Annotated in this window: 11 protein-coding genes; 5 read left to right on the top strand and 6 right to left on the bottom strand. The window is 63.8% G+C overall.

Annotated elements, in window-relative coordinates:
* The first annotated feature begins 159 nt into the window (after positions 1–159).
* The 5 genes from X728_RS165145 to X728_RS165165 all read left to right on the top strand — a co-directional run bounded on the left by X728_RS165145 (position 160) and on the right by X728_RS165165 (position 8,774).
* Entirely contained in the window at positions 160–1,800 is a 1,641-nt protein-coding gene (locus X728_RS165145) for an acyl-CoA synthetase (RefSeq protein ID WP_023830337.1), read from the top strand.
* A 153-nt stretch (positions 1,801–1,953) separates the two neighbouring features.
* The gene (locus X728_RS165150) at positions 1,954–2,559 is read left to right on the top strand and encodes a TetR family transcriptional regulator (RefSeq protein WP_023668564.1); all 606 of its coding nucleotides are present in this window, start codon (positions 1,954–1,956) and stop codon (positions 2,557–2,559) included.
* Positions 2,560–2,617: 58 nt separating this feature from the next.
* Positions 2,618–3,757 carry an efflux RND transporter periplasmic adaptor subunit gene (locus X728_RS165155; protein WP_023692166.1) on the top strand — a complete coding sequence of 380 codons (1,140 nt, stop codon included), beginning with the start codon at positions 2,618–2,620 and terminating at the stop codon, positions 3,755–3,757.
* A 248-nt stretch (positions 3,758–4,005) separates the two neighbouring features.
* Positions 4,006–7,143, top strand: a complete 3,138-nt coding sequence (locus X728_RS165160; RefSeq protein ID WP_023830336.1) for an efflux RND transporter permease subunit — start codon at positions 4,006–4,008, stop codon at positions 7,141–7,143.
* 275 nt (positions 7,144–7,418) lie between these two features.
* Complete coding sequence (locus X728_RS165165) at positions 7,419–8,774, top strand: LLM class flavin-dependent oxidoreductase (protein WP_023830335.1); 1,356 nt, start codon at positions 7,419–7,421, stop codon at positions 8,772–8,774.
* 61 nt (positions 8,775–8,835) lie between these two features.
* Here the strand turns inward: X728_RS165165 and X728_RS165170 are convergent, their stop codons facing one another.
* The 6 genes from X728_RS165170 to X728_RS165195 form a co-directional block, all read right to left on the bottom strand.
* Positions 8,836–10,545 (bottom strand): APC family permease, encoded by a 1,710-nt coding sequence (locus X728_RS165170; protein ID WP_023668560.1) that lies wholly within the window; start codon positions 10,543–10,545, stop codon positions 8,836–8,838.
* 305 nt (positions 10,546–10,850) lie between these two features.
* Positions 10,851–13,220, bottom strand: coding sequence for an aminomethyltransferase family protein (locus X728_RS165175; protein ID WP_023701513.1), 2,370 nt, complete (start codon positions 13,218–13,220; stop codon positions 10,851–10,853).
* A 255-nt stretch (positions 13,221–13,475) separates the two neighbouring features.
* On the bottom strand, positions 13,476–14,102 hold the full coding sequence (locus X728_RS165180) for a sarcosine oxidase subunit gamma family protein (RefSeq protein ID WP_023687059.1): 627 nt from the start codon (positions 14,100–14,102) through the stop codon (positions 13,476–13,478).
* A complete protein-coding gene (locus tag X728_RS165185) occupies positions 14,095–17,076 on the bottom strand; it encodes a sarcosine oxidase subunit alpha (RefSeq protein ID WP_023830334.1) in 2,982 nt (993 codons plus the stop codon). The genes X728_RS165180 and X728_RS165185 overlap by 8 nt, the downstream gene beginning before the upstream one ends.
* 240 nt (positions 17,077–17,316) lie before the next feature.
* Positions 17,317–17,592 (bottom strand): sarcosine oxidase subunit delta, encoded by a 276-nt coding sequence (locus X728_RS165190; protein ID WP_023684437.1) that lies wholly within the window; start codon positions 17,590–17,592, stop codon positions 17,317–17,319.
* A 15-nt stretch (positions 17,593–17,607) separates the two neighbouring features.
* On the bottom strand, positions 17,608–18,861 hold the full coding sequence (locus tag X728_RS165195) for a sarcosine oxidase subunit beta family protein (RefSeq protein WP_023668554.1): 1,254 nt from the start codon (positions 18,859–18,861) through the stop codon (positions 17,608–17,610).
* Positions 18,862–18,887 lie beyond the last annotated feature (26 nt).

The following is an 18,887-nucleotide window of genomic DNA, read 5'->3' as shown; positions in this document are numbered from 1 at the left end:
CTCGACAAAAGTCAAATTGGCGTGGGTACACGATACCTCTTTGGCCATCGAATCTGGACGATCATTGCGCCAAATGTGCCCGGTCGGGAATCGCCGATGGTGACGTGGCGGGAACCTGGGGTTAGAAGTTCTCAACAATGAAAATTCGGGGAGCACGGGATGGGCAGTCACTACGAGCAGGATCTCGGCAAGAACGCCGCCAACCACCAGCCGCTGACGCCGCTCACCTATCTGGAGCGGGCGGCAAGCACCTATCCCGATCATGTCGCCATCATCCATGGCAGCCAGCGCATCACCTATCGCACCTTCTGGCAGCGCTCGCTGAAGCTCGCCTCGGCGTTGTCGAAGCGCGGCATCGGCAAGGGCGATACCGTCACGGTGATGCTGTCGAACACGCCGCCGATGCTGGAGGCGCATTTCGGCGTGCCGATGACCAAAGCGGTGCTGCATTCGCTCAACACAAGGCTCGATGCCGCCGTCATCGCGTTCCAGTTCGACCATGCCGAGACCAAGGTGCTCGTCGTCGACCGCGAATTTTCCGCTGTCGTCAAACAGGCACTGGCACTGGCCAAGGTGAAGCCGCTGGTCATCGACTATGACGATCCCGACTATGCCAGCGATGCACCCTATCTCAAGGGCGAGCGCATCGGCGCGATCGACTATGAGGGGTTCGTCGCCGGCGGTGACGAGGGCTACGCCTGGTCGATGCCCGACGACGAATGGGACGCCATCTCACTCAACTACACCTCAGGCACGACAGGCAACCCGAAGGGCGTCGTCTACCACCATCGCGGCGCTGCCCTGATGGCTTACACCAACACCATCCATGCCGGCATGGCCAAGCACGCCGTCTATCTGTGGACGCTGCCAATGTTCCACTGCAATGGCTGGTGCTTTCCGTGGACGATGGCGGTCCAGGCCGGCACCCATGTCTGCCTGCGCTGGGTGCGGCCGAAGCCGATCTACGATGCCATCGCCGACCACGGCGTGACGCATCTGTGCGGTGCGCCGGTCGTCATGTCGGTGCTGATCAACGCCAGGGACGAGGACAAGCGGACGTTCCCCCAGACGGTGACCTTCAATACGGCGGCAGCACCTCCGCCGGAAGCGGTGCTGTCGGGCATGGCCGATGCCGGCTTTGCCGTCACCCATCTCTACGGGCTGACCGAGACCTATGGCCCGGCGGTCGTCAACGAATGGCACGGCGCCTGGGACGATCTAGACAAGGGATCGAAGGCGCAGAAGAAGGCAAGGCAGGGCGTGCGCTATGCCGCACTCGAAGGCCTGACGGTGATGGACGCGGAGACGATGCAGAAGACGCCGGCCGACGGCGAGACCATCGGCGAGGTCATGTTCCGCGGCAACATCGTCATGAAGGGCTATCTGAAGAACAGGAAGGCGACCGACGAGGCTTTCGCCGGCGGCTGGTTCCACTCCGGCGACCTCGGCGTCATGCATCCCGACGGCTACATCCAGCTCAAGGACCGCTCCAAGGACATCATCATCTCCGGCGGCGAGAACATTTCATCGATCGAGGTCGAGGAAGCCCTCTACAAACACCCGTCCGTGGCGTCCTGCGGCGTCGTCGCCAAGGCAGACGACAAATGGGGCGAGGTGCCGGTCGCCTATGTCGAGCTGAAGCCCGGCAAGGTGGCAAGCGAGGCCGAGATCATCGAACACTGCCGCGCGCTGCTCGCCCGCTTCAAGGTGCCGAAGGCGGTGATTTTTGCCGAGATCCCGAAGACATCGACGGGGAAGATCCAGAAGTTTCAGCTGCGGGAAATGGCGAAGGGATCTTAGTTCCAGAGCGCAACGGCACGCGCAAGGTCGAGTTCGCGCACACCCTCTGTCACCAAATTATACGCGTACGTCGAATTCGCATTGACACTTCCCTCTTTTCGATTTACGACTGACGAAAGTTGAAATTCGTCACTCATAAATCGACAGAGAGCCATGTCCGAAGCCGCCAGCATAATGGCCGACTCCACCCGCCAGGAGAATGTCACCCGCATTCTCGACTGTGCCGAACGCCTGTTCCGGCACTATGGTTACGGCAAGACCAATGTCGCCGACATCGCCCGCGAACTCGGCATGTCGCCGGCCAATATCTACCGTTTCTTCGCCTCCAAGGTCGAAATCCACCAGGCCGTCTGCGGCCGCATGCTCCTCGCCAGCTACAACATGGCCTACGAGATTTCCCGGTTGCCGATCAGCGCCGAGGAGCGGCTGCGCCGCTACGTGCATGCGCAGTACAAGATGACGCTGGAAGTCATGCTCGACGACCAGAAGGTCCACGAAATGGTCATCGTCGCGCTCGAGCGCGACTGGGGCGTCATCGACAAGCATATCGACAGCATTCACGACCTGTTTGCCGAGGTCATCCGCGAGGGCATCGAGGCCGGCGAGTTTGCCGACCAGGATCCGGTCATCGCATCGCGCTGCTTCGGCGCCGCCACCGTCATTCTGTGCCACCCGCAAATGGTGGCGCAGTGCCTTGCCAAGACCAATCGGGCGATGCCCGACGATCTCATCGATTACGCGATCAAGGCTCTGAAGTAATAGCCGCCGCCCGCCGGGCGCCGGTGTCGACCGTTCATCTCCAGTCGGGAGTACGAAAGTGTCTTTGTCCAGTTCCATCATCCGCAAGCTGCCGGTCGCCGGCCTGATCGTCGCCACGCTCGGGCTCGCCGCCTGCAGCCAGGAGAAGACCGAGGTCCAGGACATCATCCGTCCGGTCAAGGTGGTCGAGATCGGCCAGGCCGAAAAGAGTCGCGAACTCACCTATTCCGGCTCGGTGCGAGCCCGTACCGAAATGAACCTCGGCTTTCGCATCTCGGGCAAGGTCACTGAGCGTCTGGTCGACATCGGCCAGCATGTGACGACAGGCGATGTGCTAGCCCGTATCGATCCCACGGACTATGAGTTGTCGGTCAAGAGCGCCAAGGCCAGCCTCGACGCCGCCGAGCGGCAGGTCGAGACGGTCGATCTGTCCCGCAAGCGCGCCGAACAGCTTTTTGCCAAGAACTTCACCTCCAAGTCGCAGCTCGAACAGGCGACGCTGAGCTACAACCAGGCGGTAGCGACGCGCGATGCCGCCCGCTCTACCCTTGCCCAGGCGCAGAACCAGGTCGTCTACACCGATCTCAAGGCGAGCGAGAACGGCATCGTCACGGCGGTCTCGGCCGATGTCGGCCAGGTGGTCGGCGCCGGAACGCCTGTGATGACCGTTGCCGTCGACGGCGAAAAGGAAGTGCTGATCGCGGTTCCCGAAATGGACATCGCCGCCTTCAAGCCGGGAAAGGACGTCAAGGCCAGCTTCTGGTCCGATGACGCGCTGGCGCTCTCCGGCAAAGTGCGTGAAGTCGCCGGCAGCGCCGACCAGCAGTCGCGCACCTTTGCCGTCCGCGTCTCGCTGCCCGACGACCCGCGCGTGCTGCTCGGCATGACCGCCAACATCGAGGCCTCGGTGGCCAAGAAGCAGGAGATGGTGTCGATCCCGCTCAGCGCGCTTGCGGAAAAGGATGGTCGCAAGATTGTCTGGACCGTCGACCGCGCCGGCGAGACGGTGCACGAGCGCCTGGTCAAGGTTGCGGAGTTCACCGCCGACGGCGTCAGCGTCGCCGACGGGCTCAAGCCGGGGGATGTCGTCGTTGCCGCCGGCACCCAGTTCATGACCGAGAATCTCAAGGTCAAGCTGACCGGCGATGCGGTCCAGGCCGCCTCTGCGGAAGGCGATGCCGCAAAGGCCCTGCGCTGACCGCAGGCATGAAGCCGGCTTGATCGTCGCTTCGGCGAAAGGGCTGGGCAAGCGAATTCAGGGTTTCCGGGCGGCGAGCGCCCGATGGTCGAGACGCCAAGATCGAGTTCCCCCGCATCGATCCGCGCGTCCCACCGCGATGAGTGTCTCTCCGCTCGGAAAGCCTCGCCGCCCGGAAGCCAGCATCGGAATATTTTAGCTGCATGCAAAGCGTATGCGCGCACGATCAACGAATTGGACTGACGCCGATGACCACCACCGACAGCACTGAAAAGCAGCCTTTCAATCTTTCGCGCTGGGCCATCGGCCATCCCTCGATCGCGCGCTTCCTGTTCGGTCTGATCATCATTGCCGGCGCGCTCGGCCTGATGCGCATGGGCCAGAAGGAAGACCCCGATTTCACCTTCCGCGTCATGGTCGTCCAGGCGATCTGGCCGGGCTCCTCGATCCAGGAGATGGAAGACCAGGTCGTCAACAAGATCGAGCGCAAGCTGCAAGAAACGCCGCACCTCGACTTCGTCCGTTCCTACACCCGCGCCGGCAGCGCCATCATCACCGTCCAGATCAAGGGCGACACCAATGCAGAGGAGGTGAAGGACGCCTTCTACCAGGTGCGCAAGAAGGTTGGCGACATCTCCGGCGACCTGCCGCAAGGCCTGCTCGGGCCCTATTTCAACGACGAGTTCGGCGACACCTTCATCACCCTGCACTCGATCGGCGGCGACGGCTACAGCTATCCGGAGCTGAAGAAATTCGCCACCCAGGCTCGCGACATGCTGCTGACGACGCCGGGCGTCGAGAAGGCCGTCATCATCGGCGACCAGCCGGAGAAGCTTTATATCGACGTCTCGTCCAAGGCCCTGGCCGAACGCGGCCTGACGCTGACCGACCTGCAGAACGCCATCAAGGGCCAGAACAATGTCGATCCGGCGGGCTCCGTCGACACCGGCCTGCGCTCGGTGCGCATCTCGGTCGAGGGCGATGTCACCAGGGCTGCCGACATCAGGGAATTGCGCCTGCGCGCCGGTGGTCAGGTGACACGTCTTGGCGACATCGCCACCGTGAGTTCCGGTCTCGAAGATCCCTATCAGCGCAAGTACCGCTTCAACGGCCACGAAAGCGTCCAGGTCGGCGTCGTCATGGCCAAGGGTTTTAACGTCAGGGACGTCGGCACGGATGTCGAGGCGACCTACAAGCGCTTTGAGGAAGCGCTGCCCTACGGCGTTGCGGTTGACCAGATCTCCAACCAGCCCGAGGTTGTCAAGGACGCCGTCAACGAGTTCATGGAGGCGCTCGGCGAGGCGCTGCTGATCGTGCTTGCTGTCTCGCTGCTGTCGATCGGCTGGCGTTCCGGCCTGGTCATCGCCATTGCCATTCCGCTGGTGCTGGCCGCCACCTTCGCCATCATGTACGAGCTCGGCATCGATCTGCAGCGCATTTCGCTCGGCGCCCTGATCATCGCGCTCGGGCTGTTGGTCGACGACGCCATGATCGTCGTCGAGATGATGGAGCGCAAGCTGGAGGAGGGGCTGGTCAAGATCGAGGCGGCGAGCTTCGCCTATTCCTCGACCGCCTTCCCGATGCTGAGCGGCACGCTGATCACCATAGCCGGCTTCATCCCGGTCGGCTTCGCCGCCTCGACCGCAGGCGAATATGTGCGCACGCTGTTCTATGTGGTCGGCATCGCGCTGGTCGTGTCGTGGTTCGTCGCCGTCTATTTCACGCCGTGGCTGGGCTACATGATCCTCAAGCAGCGCAAACACGCCGGCAACCATCATGACGCCTTCGACACCGGCTTCTACCGGCGGCTGCGCGCCACGGTCGGCTGGGCGGTGCGCCACCGCATCATCGTTCTGGTGATGACGCTGGTCACCTTCGCCACCAGCCTGTGGGCGTTCCAGTTCATCCCACAAAACTTCTTCCCGCAATCCTCGCGGCCGGAAATCCTCGTCGATCTCTGGTTGCCTGAGGGAACCTCGATCAAGGAGGTCGAGACGCAGGCCAAAGCGCTGGAAGCCCGGATGATGGACGACAAGGACAAGCGCTTCATCGCCACCTATATCGGCGAAGGCGCGCCGCGCTTCTTCCTGCCGCTCGACCAGCAATTGCGCAATCCGAACTATGCGCAGCTTCTGGTGATGGCCAATGACGAGCCGGCACGTGAGCGGCTGATCCTCAAGCTGCGCTCAGTCCTGGCGCAGGATTTCCCTTCGATCCGCTCCAAGGTCGACCGTCTGTTCCTCGGCCCGCCGACCGGCTGGCCGGTGCAGATGCGCATCATGGGTCCGGACCGCCAGGAGGTGCGCCGCATCGCTGACCAGGTGAAGGCGAAATTCGCCGAAAATCCGCTGCTCGGCGCCGTCCATGACGACTGGCTGGAGCCGGTACCGGCGATGAAGCTGGTCATCGACCAGGACCGCGCCCGTGCGCTTGGCGTCACCTCGCAGCGCATCCGCCAGATGCTGCAGGCAGCGATGTCCGGCGCGCCGCTCGATGACTTCCGTGATGGCGAGGAGACGGTTTCCATCGTCGCCCGCGAACCGGACGCCAGCCGCAGCCTGCTGTCCTCGGTCGACTCGGTCTATATCCCGACCGATTTCGGCGGCTTCGTGCCGCTGTCGCAGGTGGCCAAGGTGGTGCCGGTGCTCGAGCAAGGCGTCGAATGGCGGCGCGACCGCCTGCCGACCATCTCGGTGCGCGCCACGCTGCCGGATGGCGTGCAGTCGAAAGACGTCGTCACCAAGCTCTACAATGACATGCAGGGCATGCGCGCCGGCCTGGCGCCCGGCTACAAGATCGAGATCCAGGGCGGTGCGGAAGATTCCGCCGAAAGCCAGGCCTCGATTGCCGCCAAGGCGCCGATCATGCTGGCCGTCATCGTCGTGCTCCTGATGATCCAGCTGCAGCATTTCGGCAAGGCGATGCTCGTGCTGGCCACCGGTCCACTCGGCATCATCGGTGCGGCGGCGGCTCTGTTGATCAGCGGCGCGCCGTTCGGCTTCGTCGCCATCCTCGGTGTCATCGCGCTGCTCGGAATCATCATGCGCAACTCAATCATCCTGGTCGACCAGATCGATCAGGACATCGCCAGGGGAATGGACCGATCGGAGGCCATCATCGGCTCGGCGGTGCGCCGTTTCCGGCCGATCGTGCTGACGGCGATGACGGCGGTGCTGGCGCTGATCCCGATCTCGCGTGCGGTGTTCTGGGGACCGCTCGCCTACGCCATGATGGGCGGCATCCTCGTCGCCACCGTACTCACCATCCTGGTGCTGCCGGCAGGCTACGCGCTGTTCTTCGGCCGCGAGCCGAAGCAAGGCAAGAAGCCAGCTGATGAGGCGGTGCAGGACAATGACAGGCCGCCACTTGCCCTGGCCGCCGAGTAAGCGCTGCCGGCGCACAGGATGCACCTTGGAAAAGGCTGGAACGCCGTACGCTTGACGTGCGGCGTTCTGGCTTTCTCGTTGCCGGTGGCACCGAGCACCTCGGCAAGTATCTCAACACCAGGCGGGTTCATCAAAATAGGTTGAACGGCCACCTGTATGAAAATGCTTCGCGGCGCCGGTTTTGCAAAACAGAATTCCTTTCCAGGACGGCAAAGCCGTCCGATCCTGCTTACATATCGGAGCGGCAACGCTCATTCGCATCAGGTGATCATCCCATGGTAGACAATAAGCAATTGCGGCTCGGCGCCTTCATGCGTCCGGTCAGTCTTCACACCGGGGCCTGGCGCTATCCCGGCTCATATCCCGATGCCAACTTCAACTTCGCCCATCTGAAGCGCTTCGCGCAGACGCTTGAGGCGGCGAAGTTCGACGCCTTCTTCATGGCCGACCATCTGGCCGTTCTCAACATGCCGATCGAGGCGCTACGGCGCAGCCACACGGTGACCTCGTTCGAGCCGTTCACGCTGCTGTCGGCGCTCGCCGCCGTCACTGATCATATCGGCCTTGTCGCCACCGCATCGACAACCTTCGACGCGCCCTATCACATTGCCCGCCGCTTCGCCTCGCTCGACCATATCAGCGGCGGCCGCGCCGGCTGGAACATCGTCACCACATCCAATCCCGACGCCGCGCTGAACTTCGGCCTCGACGAGCATGTCGAGCACGACGAGCGCTATCACAATGCGCGGGAATTCTACGATGTGGTGACCGGCCTCTGGGACAGCTTTGCCGACGACGCCTTCATCCGCGACCCCGAGAGCGGGCTCTATTTCGATCCCGCGAGGCTGCATGTGCTCGACCATAAGGGTGAGCATCTCTCGGTGCGCGGCCCGCTCAACATTGCGCGCCCCGTGCAGGGCTGGCCGGTCATCGTCCAGGCCGGCGCGTCTGAGGCCGGGCGGCAGCTGGCAGCCGAAACGGCGGAGGTGATCTTCGCCGCCCACTCCGATCTCGCAGCCGGACAGCGCTTCTTCGCCGATGTCAAAGGCAGGGCCGAGAAGCTTGGCCGTTCGCGCGACGACATCAAGATCCTGCCCGGCGCCTTCGTCATCGTCGGCGACAGTGTCGAGGAAGCACAGGCCAAACGCGCCAAGCTCGACAGCCTGGTCTATTACGAGAGCGGCATTGCCTCGCTATCGATCGCGCTGGGGCACGACGCATCCGGCTTTGATCCCGACGCGCCCTTGCCCGAAATCCCCGAAACCAATGCCTCGAAGAGCGGCCGCGAGCGCGTCATCGAGCTGGCGCGCCGGGAGAATTTGACCGTCCGCCAGTTGGCGCAGCGGCTCGGCGGCTATTCCGGCCTTGCTTTCGTCGGCACGCCGAAAACCATCGCCGATTCGATGGAGGAATGGCTGTTTGCCGAAGGGTCAGACGGCTTCAACGTCATGTTCCCCTATCTGCCAGCCGGGCTCGACGACTTCGCCGAGAAGGTGGTGCCCGAGCTGCAGCGGCGAAAGCTCTTCCGGCGCGAGTATGAGGGCACCACCTTGCGCGAGAATCTCGGCCTGAAGCGTCCGCCGAACCGGTTCTTCGAAGGCTCCGAAGCGGTCATCCGCAAGGCCGGCTGACGTCTGCCACAAAAAGAAACGGGCGCGCCGAAGCGCGCCCATTCTTTTCAAGCCATCACTTTCAGATGACGAAGTACCAGTTGGCGAGCAGCATCACCACCAGGCCGGCGACCAGCGTCAGGTAGGGCAGCATGCCTGCCTTTTTGACCGAGAGGTCTGCGCCCGCCATGCCGAGGTCGGCCAGCATGTGGTCGGGGAACTTGCCCTTGTCTTGGACGTAGTGCCGGTAGCAGAACACCGGGATGATCAAGGCGGCTGTGATCAGGCCGGCCCAGAGCGCCATCGGGTTCCACACCTTGGCGCCGGCGCCCATGAAGATGGCGTTTACATAGGCGAAGATGGCGCCGAGGCCGAGCAGCCAGCTCGGCGCCTTCCAAGGCCGGTTGATGTGGCCATTGTCGATGCGGTGGATCCAGCCGGCATTGAGGTTGAGGAAGTTGAAGATGATGTAGCCGCAGTTCGACACGGCGAGGATGAAGAAGAAGCTCGTCGCGTCGGCCGAGGCGATGGCCAGCACGATCAGGTTGAAGACGAGATCGGTCCACATGGCGCGCGTCGGCGCGCCATGCTCGTTGACGTGGCTGAGATAGCGCGGCAGCCAGCCATCGACCGAGCCCTGGTAGAGCGTGCGCGACGAGCCGGCCATTGCCGTCATGATGCACAGCACCAGCGCCAGGATCATCAGCATCACCAAGAGGCTGTGGATCAATGCGCCACCCCCGACCATGCCGGCCAGTGCATCGGCAACACCGGAGCCGTCGACGATCGGCGTCGCCAGCATGCCGTTGAGGCCCAACACGCCCTGGAAGGTGAAGGGCACCAGGATGAACAGAAGCATGCAGAGCAGGCCGGAATAGAAGATCGCCTTGAACGTGTCGGTGCCGGGGTTCTTGAACTCCGATGTGTAGCAGACGGCGGTCTCGAAGCCGTAGGTCGACCACGCCGCGATGAACATGCCGCCTAGAACCAGCGTCCAGCCGGCAATGTTCCACGAGCCGGGCTCCGGCGCGTAAGCCGCCGCCAGCGGCACCAGCGGCGAAAAGTTCGCCCAGTTGATCTGGCCGGTGACGATCGGCACGACACCGACGATCAGCATCGGGATGATGACCAGGAGGCCGATATACTTCTGCACATTGGCGGTGCCGAGAATGCCGCGATGCTGGATCGAGAAGATGATCAGCATCAGCACCGCGCCGATGAAGAAAGTGGCATTGAGGGTGAAGGAGACAGGACCTAGCGTGTGGCTGAACAGCGTCCAGTTGCGGATCGCCGGCGTGGCCGCCGCGGTCACCGCGGCGATGGCGTCGGCAGGCACCGTTCCGGCATGCGCCGCGATATAGGCGACGACGTCCGGCGACGCCTCGGTGAACAGCGGCACCGGCGCCAGCGCGTTGAGAATATAGGCGGCGGCGATCGAGCAGCCCAGCGACAGCACCGGCGACCAGGCGAACCAGTTGCACCACACCGACAGCGGCGCGATGAACTTGGAATAACGCAGCCAGGCGGTGGCGCCGTAGATCGAGGCGCCGCCCGACTTGTTCGGGAACAGGCCGGCGATCTCGGCATAGGTGAAGGATTGCAGGAAGCCCATGATCATGGAAGCGATCCAGATCCCGAAGGCCAGCGTTCCCGTCGTTCCGGCAATGCCGCCGATCGAAAACAGGACAAGGGCAGGAACGCCGCTCGCCACCCAGAAGGCGCCGCGCCAGTCGATGTTGCGGAGCAGCTTGCCTTCAGCGGGCTGCTCCAGGGCAGTGGTAATCGTGCTCATCTGTCTGAATTCCCCATTTTGTGTTCCCGGCCGGTGATGCCTCGGCTTCGCGAAGCTTGTTCCCCGGTACATGACCGCACGACTCCAGTGTTTCCACTCAGTCGTATTTTTTTCTTAACAGTGAAGATTGATCCGGCGCGCTTTCACGTCAAGTGATTTGTGGCGTCGTGCACATCACGGTTGCGAAACGCTCGCTTTGTCCTTCTCCCCTTGTGGGGTGAGAAGCGGTCCGCGGTAGCGGACGGAAGCCAATTGCTTTCGAGCTTCGAACGCCCTGAGCCTGCGAAGGGCCGGGGGTGCAACCCTCAGGATCGCGGCCTGGTCTTTTGCGGATCGTAGTGGGCGAAGGCCACGACGCGCGCCGGCAGCCGCTTGGCATGACCGTCGAGCTTGCCGATCTCCACCTCTGTGCCGATTGCCGCGTGGGTGACGTCAAGCCTCGCCAGAGCGATGTTTTTGTTCAGCACCGGCGAGCGCATGCCCGAGGTGACGACACCGATCTGGGCGCGGCCGATATGGACGCAATCCCCATGGCCGACGGCGACATTGCTGTCGATGTCGAGGCCAACGAGCTTGTGCTGCGGATGTTCCTTGCGCCTTATCAGAGCCTCGCGGCCGATGAAATCGTCGGTCTTGGCCTTCAACGGTACGGTGAAGCCAATGCCCGCCTCGAACGGGTCGGTCTGGTCGGAGAATTCGTAACCGGCGAAGATCAGCCCGGCTTCGATGCGCACCATGTCGAGTGCCTGCAGGCCCATCGGCTTCAGCCCGTGCGGCTGGCCGGCCTCCCAGATGGCATCGAACACTTTTTCGGCGTCGCGTGGGTGGCACCAGATTTCGTAGCCGAGCTCGCCGGTATAACCGGTGCGCGACACCACGACCGGAATGCCATTGCCGCCGCCGATGCGCGCGACAGCGAAGCGGAACCATTCGAGTTCGTCGATCGACGGTTGCAGCGGCGAGGTCCAGACCACCTCTCGCAAAATGTCACGGCTCTTCGGCCCTTGGACAGCGACATTGTGCATCTGATCGGTGGAGGAACGCACCAGCACGTTGAGGCCAAGCTTTTTCGCGGTGTCGCGCAGCCATTCGCCGGACAGGTCGTCGCCGCCGACCCAACGGAAATTGTCCTTGCCGAGCCGCAGCAGCGTGCCGTCGTCGATCATGCCGCCATGCTCGTAGCACATGGCGGAATAGACGACCTGGCCGACGCCGAGCTTCTTGACGTCGCGGGTCAGCGTGTATTGCAGCAGCGCCTCGGAATCCGGGCCGGTGACCTCGAACTTGCGCAACGGCGACAGGTCCATGATCACGGCATCCTGCCGGCAGGCCCAGTATTCGGCGATGGCGCCTTCCTTGGCGAAGGAATTGGCCAGCCAATAACCCCGGTATTCCACGAAGTTGCGGGTGTGCTTGGCGAAGCTTGAATGGAAGGCGGTCTCGCGGGTCATTTTCGGTTCCGAATCGGGCGTCATGCGTCTGGCGATCGCTCGCGAGAATTTGTGTTGGCCGGAATAGGTTCGCACATGGATGTCGGTCGGGTTCCAGCCATTGGCCGGTGTCGTGTCGTCGGGACAGGCGGAGGAGACGCAGACGATGTCGGTGAGCGCCCTGAGCAGGACATAGTCGCCGGCGCGCGACCACGGCTCATCCGACACCATGACGCCATGGGCGTCGATCGCCGTGTTGAAGAAGAAGTTGATCGCCATCCAGCCGGCACGTGGGGTGACACCCTTGTCGGCCAGCGCGCGGTTGAAATTCTCCGAGCAGTTGGTGTGGCCGGGATAGCCGATGTCGTCGTAATATTTGGCGGCACACGCCAGCGCGAACGCGTCATGCCGGCCGCATGTGTCCTGGATAACCTCGACCAACGGCTCCATGTCCTGGTCGTAATATTTCGAGTGAAGGCCGGGCATCGGGTAGCTCGACCCCATCAGCGTGCGCGTGGTCGTTACGTCGAGCGGATGGTCCAGCCCCTTGTCCAGCTTGCGCGCCGAGAAGCACTGGAAATCGGTGCACTGGCGGCCGTCGACATCGATGATCTGCAGGTAGTCGCCCGCCTTGACGAAATAGGGTTCGGCTGTCGCCGAATGGACGCGCAGATCGAGCACCGGATCGGCAAGCGGATCGGCCAGCTGCGACTTTGTCTTCAGGCGCACGGTGGCGCGGCGCACCATGACGGTGAGCGGCGTTGCCGTGTCGTGGCCGTCGACCAGCATCGGCCCGCTAGGCGCTGCAATCAGCAAGCCGCCATCGCGCGCGACGGTGAAGGCCTGCTCGGTGCCTGCCGGCGTGGCGCCGCCGAAGACGCGCACCGCCTTGGCCTGGTCAAGCTGCACCTGGCGGCGCTCGAGTCCGCGGCGCACGGAAGCGAGGCTATCGTCGCCCTCGGCCAATAGCGCCTTGATCCCGGCGGCATTGCTATTGGACTTTTCGCCGAAGATGGCGGGGTCGGTGGCGCCTGACTTGTCCCAGGCCAAAAGCTCGCAGGCCTGGCCGCCCTCGACATTGCGGATGGCAAATGTATCGCCGGCCTCGATATCGATCAGCACCGCGCCGTTACCGGGGGCCGCATACCGCTCCATGCCCGGCGGCAGCGCGATCTGGCCGGGCCGCAGGATGAGGCTTGGCCGGGGCGGCCCGGCTGTCACTGAAGGGTAGGGCGACTGGCTCATCTCAGCCTTGCGGTTCGAGAAACAAGTTTGCCTGTGTGTAAAATTACTTTAGCTGCAAGAATAGCAGCGCAGTTGCGTTTGGCAAGGCTGGCTCCCCCTTCTCCCTCTGTGGGAGAAGGTGTCGCCGCAGGCGACGGATGAGGGGTGTTCCAGCGGTGAGACGTTGGCGTACCCTGGAACACCCCTCATCCGTCTCGGCACTAACGCGCCGATCTTCCTTCTCCCACAAGGGGAGAAGGAAGAAGCGCACAAGCGCTACGCCAAATCCTCGGAATGCCCGATCTCGACACCATACTCCGCCGCCGAATCCAGCATCGTGTGCCACAGACTTTCAGCAAATGTCGCAAACATCAGCACGTTGAACACCGCCTGCCCATCCGGCCGGTCATTCCCGCGCCAGAGCGTGACGCTGGTGTGATCCATCGAGGTCGCGGCAGCCGCCCCAACCAGAAATGCATCGGGATGCAGATCGATCGACGACAGCTTGCCCAGCATCGCCCGCGCCTTGGTACCGGAGATACTGATCAGCACTCGCGCATGCGACTGGTCCGATAGCGAAGCGGAAGACGCGAACGTCTGGGCGAGTGCTTCAGTCCCATGCTTGCCGCCCTTCAACAGCACGAAGAACTGGTCCGGTCCCGACCAGATCAGCGTCGCATCCGAAGTCTGCACCGCCTTGGGTGTCTCAGGAGCCGCAACACCGAAGCTTGCCTTCGCAGCGTTGGCCAAATCTCCCGCCTTGCCGCGCCGCGCCATCACCTGGATCAGGTCGAAATTGCGGATTTCGGTCAGCAACACGCCGACATTGCCGTTCGCGCCGTAAGGCCCGACAACAAGTGCCCGCTCGAGCGGGCTACGAACATCCCAGGAAAAATCAGCCACGCTGGCGCCCTCCATCGGGATCGTAGAAGACGGGATTGCAGAGCTCGACATCATAGTCTTCACCGCGCAGCGGATCATGCGCGTGGACGATCTCGCCGATGCGTTCGCGGCCGCGCTCGACAAGGCCGAGACCGATCCACTGGTCGAGCGTCGGCGAGAAGCAGACCGAGGTGACGTAGCCTTGGTCGTTATCAGGCCCGGGCGTCTGGCCCTTCGGGATGATGTGCGCGCCGGAGCGCAGGCGGCGCGCCTTGTCGATCGGCTTGATGCCGACCACGACCTGCCGGTCCGGCGCCACCAGCGCCTCGCGGCCGGCCATGACGCGACCGATGAAATCCTTCTTGGTCGACATCATCTTGCCGAGGCCGAGATCGGCGGCGGTCGTCATGCCGCTCAGTTCCGGTCCGGCGACATGGCCCTTTTCAACGCGCATGACGCCGAGGGCTTCTGTGCCATACGGCGTCACGCCGAACGGTTTTCCCGCCAGCATCAAATTGCGTGCCATCGCTTCACCGTAACGCGCCGGCACCGAAATCTCGAACGCCATCTCGCCGGAGAAGGAGATGCGGAACAGCCGCGCCTTGATGCCGCCGCGCAAAGCGACTTCGCGCACGCCCATGAAGGGAAAACCTTCGTTCGAAAGGTCCTCGGCAGGGTCGACGATTTCCTTCAACAGGTCTCGCGTCCTTGGCCCGGCAATCGAGAACTGCGCCCACTGGTCGGAGACCGAGGTCAGTTGCACGTCGAGTTCGGGGAATAGCACCTGCCGGCAGAATTCGAGATGCTGCATCACCAGCCCGGCCTTCGCCGTGGTCGTGGTGAGGAAATAATGGTCCTCGGCCAGCCGCGAGGTCGTGCCGTCATCATAGACGAGGCCGTCCTCGCGCAGCATCAGCCCGTAGCGGGCTTTTCCCACGGCAAGGTTTGAGAAGGTGTTGATGTAGACGCGGTCGAGGAAGGCGCCGGCATCGGGGCCGTGCACATCGATCTTGCCCAGCGTCGAGACATCGCAGAAGCCGACGCCCGAGCGCACCGCCTTGACCTCGCGGGTGACCGATTCCAGCCAGTCCTTCTCGCCCGCGCGCGGATACCATTGCGCGCGCTTCCACAGGCCGGTGTCGACAAAGATCGCGCCTTGTTCGGCCGCCCAGTGATGCGACGGCGTCAGCCGCGTCGCATGGAAATTTTCGTCGCGATGGTGGCCGGCAAAGGCGCCGATGGCGACCGGCACGTACGGCGGGCGATAGATGGTCGTGCCGGTCTCGGGAATGGATTTGCCCGACACCGCCGCCATGATGGCGAGGCCGGCGACATTGGACGTCTTGCCCTGGTCGGTCGCCATGCCGAGCGTGGTGTAGCGCTTCAGATGCTCGACCGATTCAAAACCCTCGCGCTGCGCCAGCTCGATGTCGGACGCGGTGACGTCATGCTGCTGGTCTACAAAGGCCTTGCCTTTGCCGGCGACGTGCCAGAGCGGGGTCAGTGAGAAGGACTCGTCGCCGGCAACAGCTGCAGAGCCCGGATTGCCATTGCGTCCCGCCTCCCGCGCCGCTGCGGCGCCGGCCTCGAAACCTGCGCGCAGGCAGGCGCCTAGCCCGAAGTCGCCGTTAGCCGCACCTGCGGCGACCATACCGGGCGGCGCGCCGTCCGGCACGAAGGCGGCGATGTCGTCTCGCCATTTCGGCCGGCCGCGATGGTAAGAGGTGAGCCCGACCGCCGGATTCCAGCCGCCGGAAACGGCAAGCCCGTCGGCCTCGACCTCGGCGCGCGCGCCGCCGGTCAGCGACACCGCTATTTTTCTTACGCCGTCCTTGCCGCCGTCGACGCCGCTGACCGAACCATGCAGCACGGTGAAGCCGTTCATGGAAGCGAGAGAACGATGGGCAGGCGAGACGTCAGGCCGCGCGTCGATCACCGCCGCGATCTGCAGCCCGGCGCCGAGTGCCGTCTCGACCGTGCGCCAGCCATCCTCATTGTTGGTGAACAGCGCGATCCGCTTTGCCGGCGTCGCCGCATAACGTGTGACGTAGGTGCGGATGGCGGACGCCATCATCACGCCGGGCGTGTCATTGCCGGCAAAGACGATGGGACGCTCAATCGCGCCGGCGGCGACGACGCAGCGCTTGGCCACGATGCGCCACAGGCGCTGGCGCACCTGATGCTCGGGCGGCACCGGCAGATGATCGTTGACCCGCTCGATCGCGCCATAGGTACCGCCGTCATAGACGCCGAACAGGGTCGTGCGGGTCATGATGCGGACATCCGGCATCGAGCTGAGCTCGGCCAGTGTGCGCGACAGCCACTCCGCGGCCGGCAGACCGTCGATCGTGCCGCCATCCGACAACAGACGGCCGCCGGGCGCAAAATCTTCTTCGCACAGGATGACGCGCGCACCGCTGCGGCCTGCAGCGAGTGCGGCGGCGAGACCGGCCGGACCAGAGCCGGCGATCACCACATCGCAATGCGCCCAGGCCTTGTCGTAGTGATCCGGATCGGGGGTGACCGCCGCGCGACCCAGACCCGCGGCGCGTCGGATCGCCGGCTCGTAGACCATTTCCCAGAATTTTGCCGGCCACATGAAGGTTTTGTAGTAGAAGCCGGCGACGAAGATCGGTGCGAACAGCTGGTTCACCGACATCACATCGTGGCGCAGCGACGGCCAGCGGTTCTGGCTGGCCGCTTCGAGGCCTTCATAGAGTTCGGCCGTCGTGGCCTTGGTGTTGGCCTCGCGCCGTGCGCCGGTGCGCAGTTCGACCAGCGCGTTGGGTTCTTCCGAGCCCGCAGTCAGAATGCCGCGCGGACGATGGTATTTGAACGAGCGGCCGACCAGCTTGACGCCATTGGCGACCAGCGCCGACGCCAGCGTGTCGCCCTGGAAGCCGGAGAGGCTCTTGCCATCGAAGCGGAAGTTGAGCGGCGCCGAGCGGTCGATGAGACCGCCGGATGTGAGACGATGGGATTGGCTGGAACTCACGATGGCCGGCCTCTCATCGATCCAATGCCAGGCGGGACCGTCGCGCTCTTCACCCTCCCCCTTGTGGGGGGGGTCGCTGCGCAGCAGCGGGGTGGGGGTGCGGNGGGGGGGGGGCCGCTGCGCAGCAGGGGGGTGGGGGTGCGGCACCGACCCCCACCCGGACCTGCGGTCCGACCTCCCCACAAGGGGGAGGTAGGGGGCTGGCGCTTTTCGCGACGGCTGTGGTCTCGACAGAATAGCTCATGTCTCCACCTGGCTCGCACCAGCCCCCGCCGCCGGTTCCACCGCCGAGATCTCGTGCGTCAGCGTGTTGCGGGTGACCTTCAGCCAGGCCCGGCAGCCACCGCCGTGATACCAGTTCTCTGCCATCACGCCGGCGATGTTGTCGCGCAGATAGACATAGTCGTAGACGGCATCTTCGCCGGCATCCGCCGCCGGCCGTACAGGCTTGGCATCGCCGAGATAGCTGAACTCGCCGAGTTCGCGTTCGCCGCAGAAAGGACAGGTGATACGCATCTTGTTCCGGCCGCCTCAATGCAGGTTCGGTTGGGCGCCTTGGCCCTTTTCGTCGATCATGGCGCCGCGCTGGAAGCGGTCGAGCCGAAACAGCGCCGCCTCCTTGTGCGTTTCGTCACGCGCCAGAAGATGGGCAAAGACGAAGCCGGAACCGGGCGTCGCCTTGAAGCCGCCATAACACCAGCCGGCGTTGAGGTAGAGCCCGTCGACCGGTGTCTTGTCGATGATCGGCGAGCCATCCATCGACATGTCCATGATACCGCCCCACTGGCGCAGAAGCCGCACGCGGCCGATCATCGGGATCAGCGCCATGCCGCCTTCGCAGACATCTTCCATGACAGGCAAATTGCCGCGCTGGGCGTAGGAATTGTAGCCATCGATGTCGCCGCCGAAGACCAGCCCGCCCTTGTCCGACTGGCTGACATAGAAATGCCCGGCGCCGAAGGTCATGACGCCGGGGATGAGCGGCTTGATCGCCTCCGAGACGAAAGCTTGCAGCACATGGCTTTCGATCGGCAGGCGCATGCCCGCCATCGCTGCGACACGCGACGATGACCCGGCGACTGCCATGCCGACCTTGCCGGCGCCGATCTTGCCGCGCGACGTCTCGACGCCAGTCACCTTGCCGTTGCCGTCCCGGACAAAGCCGGTGACCTCGCAGTTCTGGATGATGTCGACGCCGAGTTCGCTCGCCGCATGGGCATAGCCCCAGACCACCGCGTCATGCCGCGCGGTGCCGCCGCGGCGCTGCAGGAGGCCGCCCTGCACGGGAAAGCGCGCATGGTCGAAATTCAGGAACGGCAGCATCTTCTTCAGCGCCGCCTGGTCGAGCAGTTCGGCATCGATGCCATTGATGCGCATGGTGTTGCCGCGCCGCGCATAAGCGTCGCGCTGCGCATCGGAATGATAGAGGTTGAGGACGCCGCGCTGGCTGACCATGGCGTTATAGTTGAGGTCCTGCTCCATCCGCTCCCAAAGCTTCATCGAAAGCTCGTAGAAGCCGGTATTGCCGGGCAGGCCGTAATTGGAACGGATGATGGTGGTGTTGCGGCCGGCATTGCCGGAGCCGATCCAGCCCTTTTCCAGCACGGCGACGTTTCTGATGCCGAACTCGCTGGCGAGGAACCAGGCGGTGGCGAGCCCATGGCCGCCGCCGCCGATGATCACAACATCGTAGTGGTCCTTGGGCGCCGCATCGCGCCAGGTGCGCTGCCAGTTCTTGTGGCCGGAAAGGGCAGCACGGGCGAGCGAGAAGATCGAATATTTCATCAGGTCATTCCGAGGTCGCTCGCACC

It is taken from the genome of Mesorhizobium sp. L103C119B0 (assembly GCF_000502235.1).
In the GTDB taxonomy this organism is placed as follows: domain Bacteria; phylum Pseudomonadota; class Alphaproteobacteria; order Rhizobiales; family Rhizobiaceae; genus Mesorhizobium.
This window is presented reverse-complemented; position numbering and strand designations above follow the sequence as displayed.

What these genes read in the sequence shown, in the direction of transcription:
- X728_RS165150 (WP_023668564.1), top strand. Translation starts at nt 1,954, where the DNA reads ATGTCCGAAGCCGCCAGCATAATGGCCGACTCCACCCGCCAGGAGAAT.
- X728_RS165175 (WP_023701513.1), bottom strand. Translation starts at nt 13,220, where the DNA reads ATGAGCCAGTCGCCCTACCCTTCAGTGACAGCCGGGCCGCCCCGGCCA.
- X728_RS165145 (WP_023830337.1), top strand. Translation starts at nt 160, where the DNA reads ATGGGCAGTCACTACGAGCAGGATCTCGGCAAGAACGCCGCCAACCAC.
- X728_RS165165 (WP_023830335.1), top strand. Translation starts at nt 7,419, where the DNA reads ATGGTAGACAATAAGCAATTGCGGCTCGGCGCCTTCATGCGTCCGGTC.
- X728_RS165195 (WP_023668554.1), bottom strand. Translation starts at nt 18,861, where the DNA reads ATGAAATATTCGATCTTCTCGCTCGCCCGTGCTGCCCTTTCCGGCCAC.
- X728_RS165170 (WP_023668560.1), bottom strand. Translation starts at nt 10,545, where the DNA reads ATGAGCACGATTACCACTGCCCTGGAGCAGCCCGCTGAAGGCAAGCTG.
- X728_RS165160 (WP_023830336.1), top strand. Translation starts at nt 4,006, where the DNA reads ATGACCACCACCGACAGCACTGAAAAGCAGCCTTTCAATCTTTCGCGC.
- X728_RS165190 (WP_023684437.1), bottom strand. Translation starts at nt 17,592, where the DNA reads ATGCGTATCACCTGTCCTTTCTGCGGCGAACGCGAACTCGGCGAGTTC.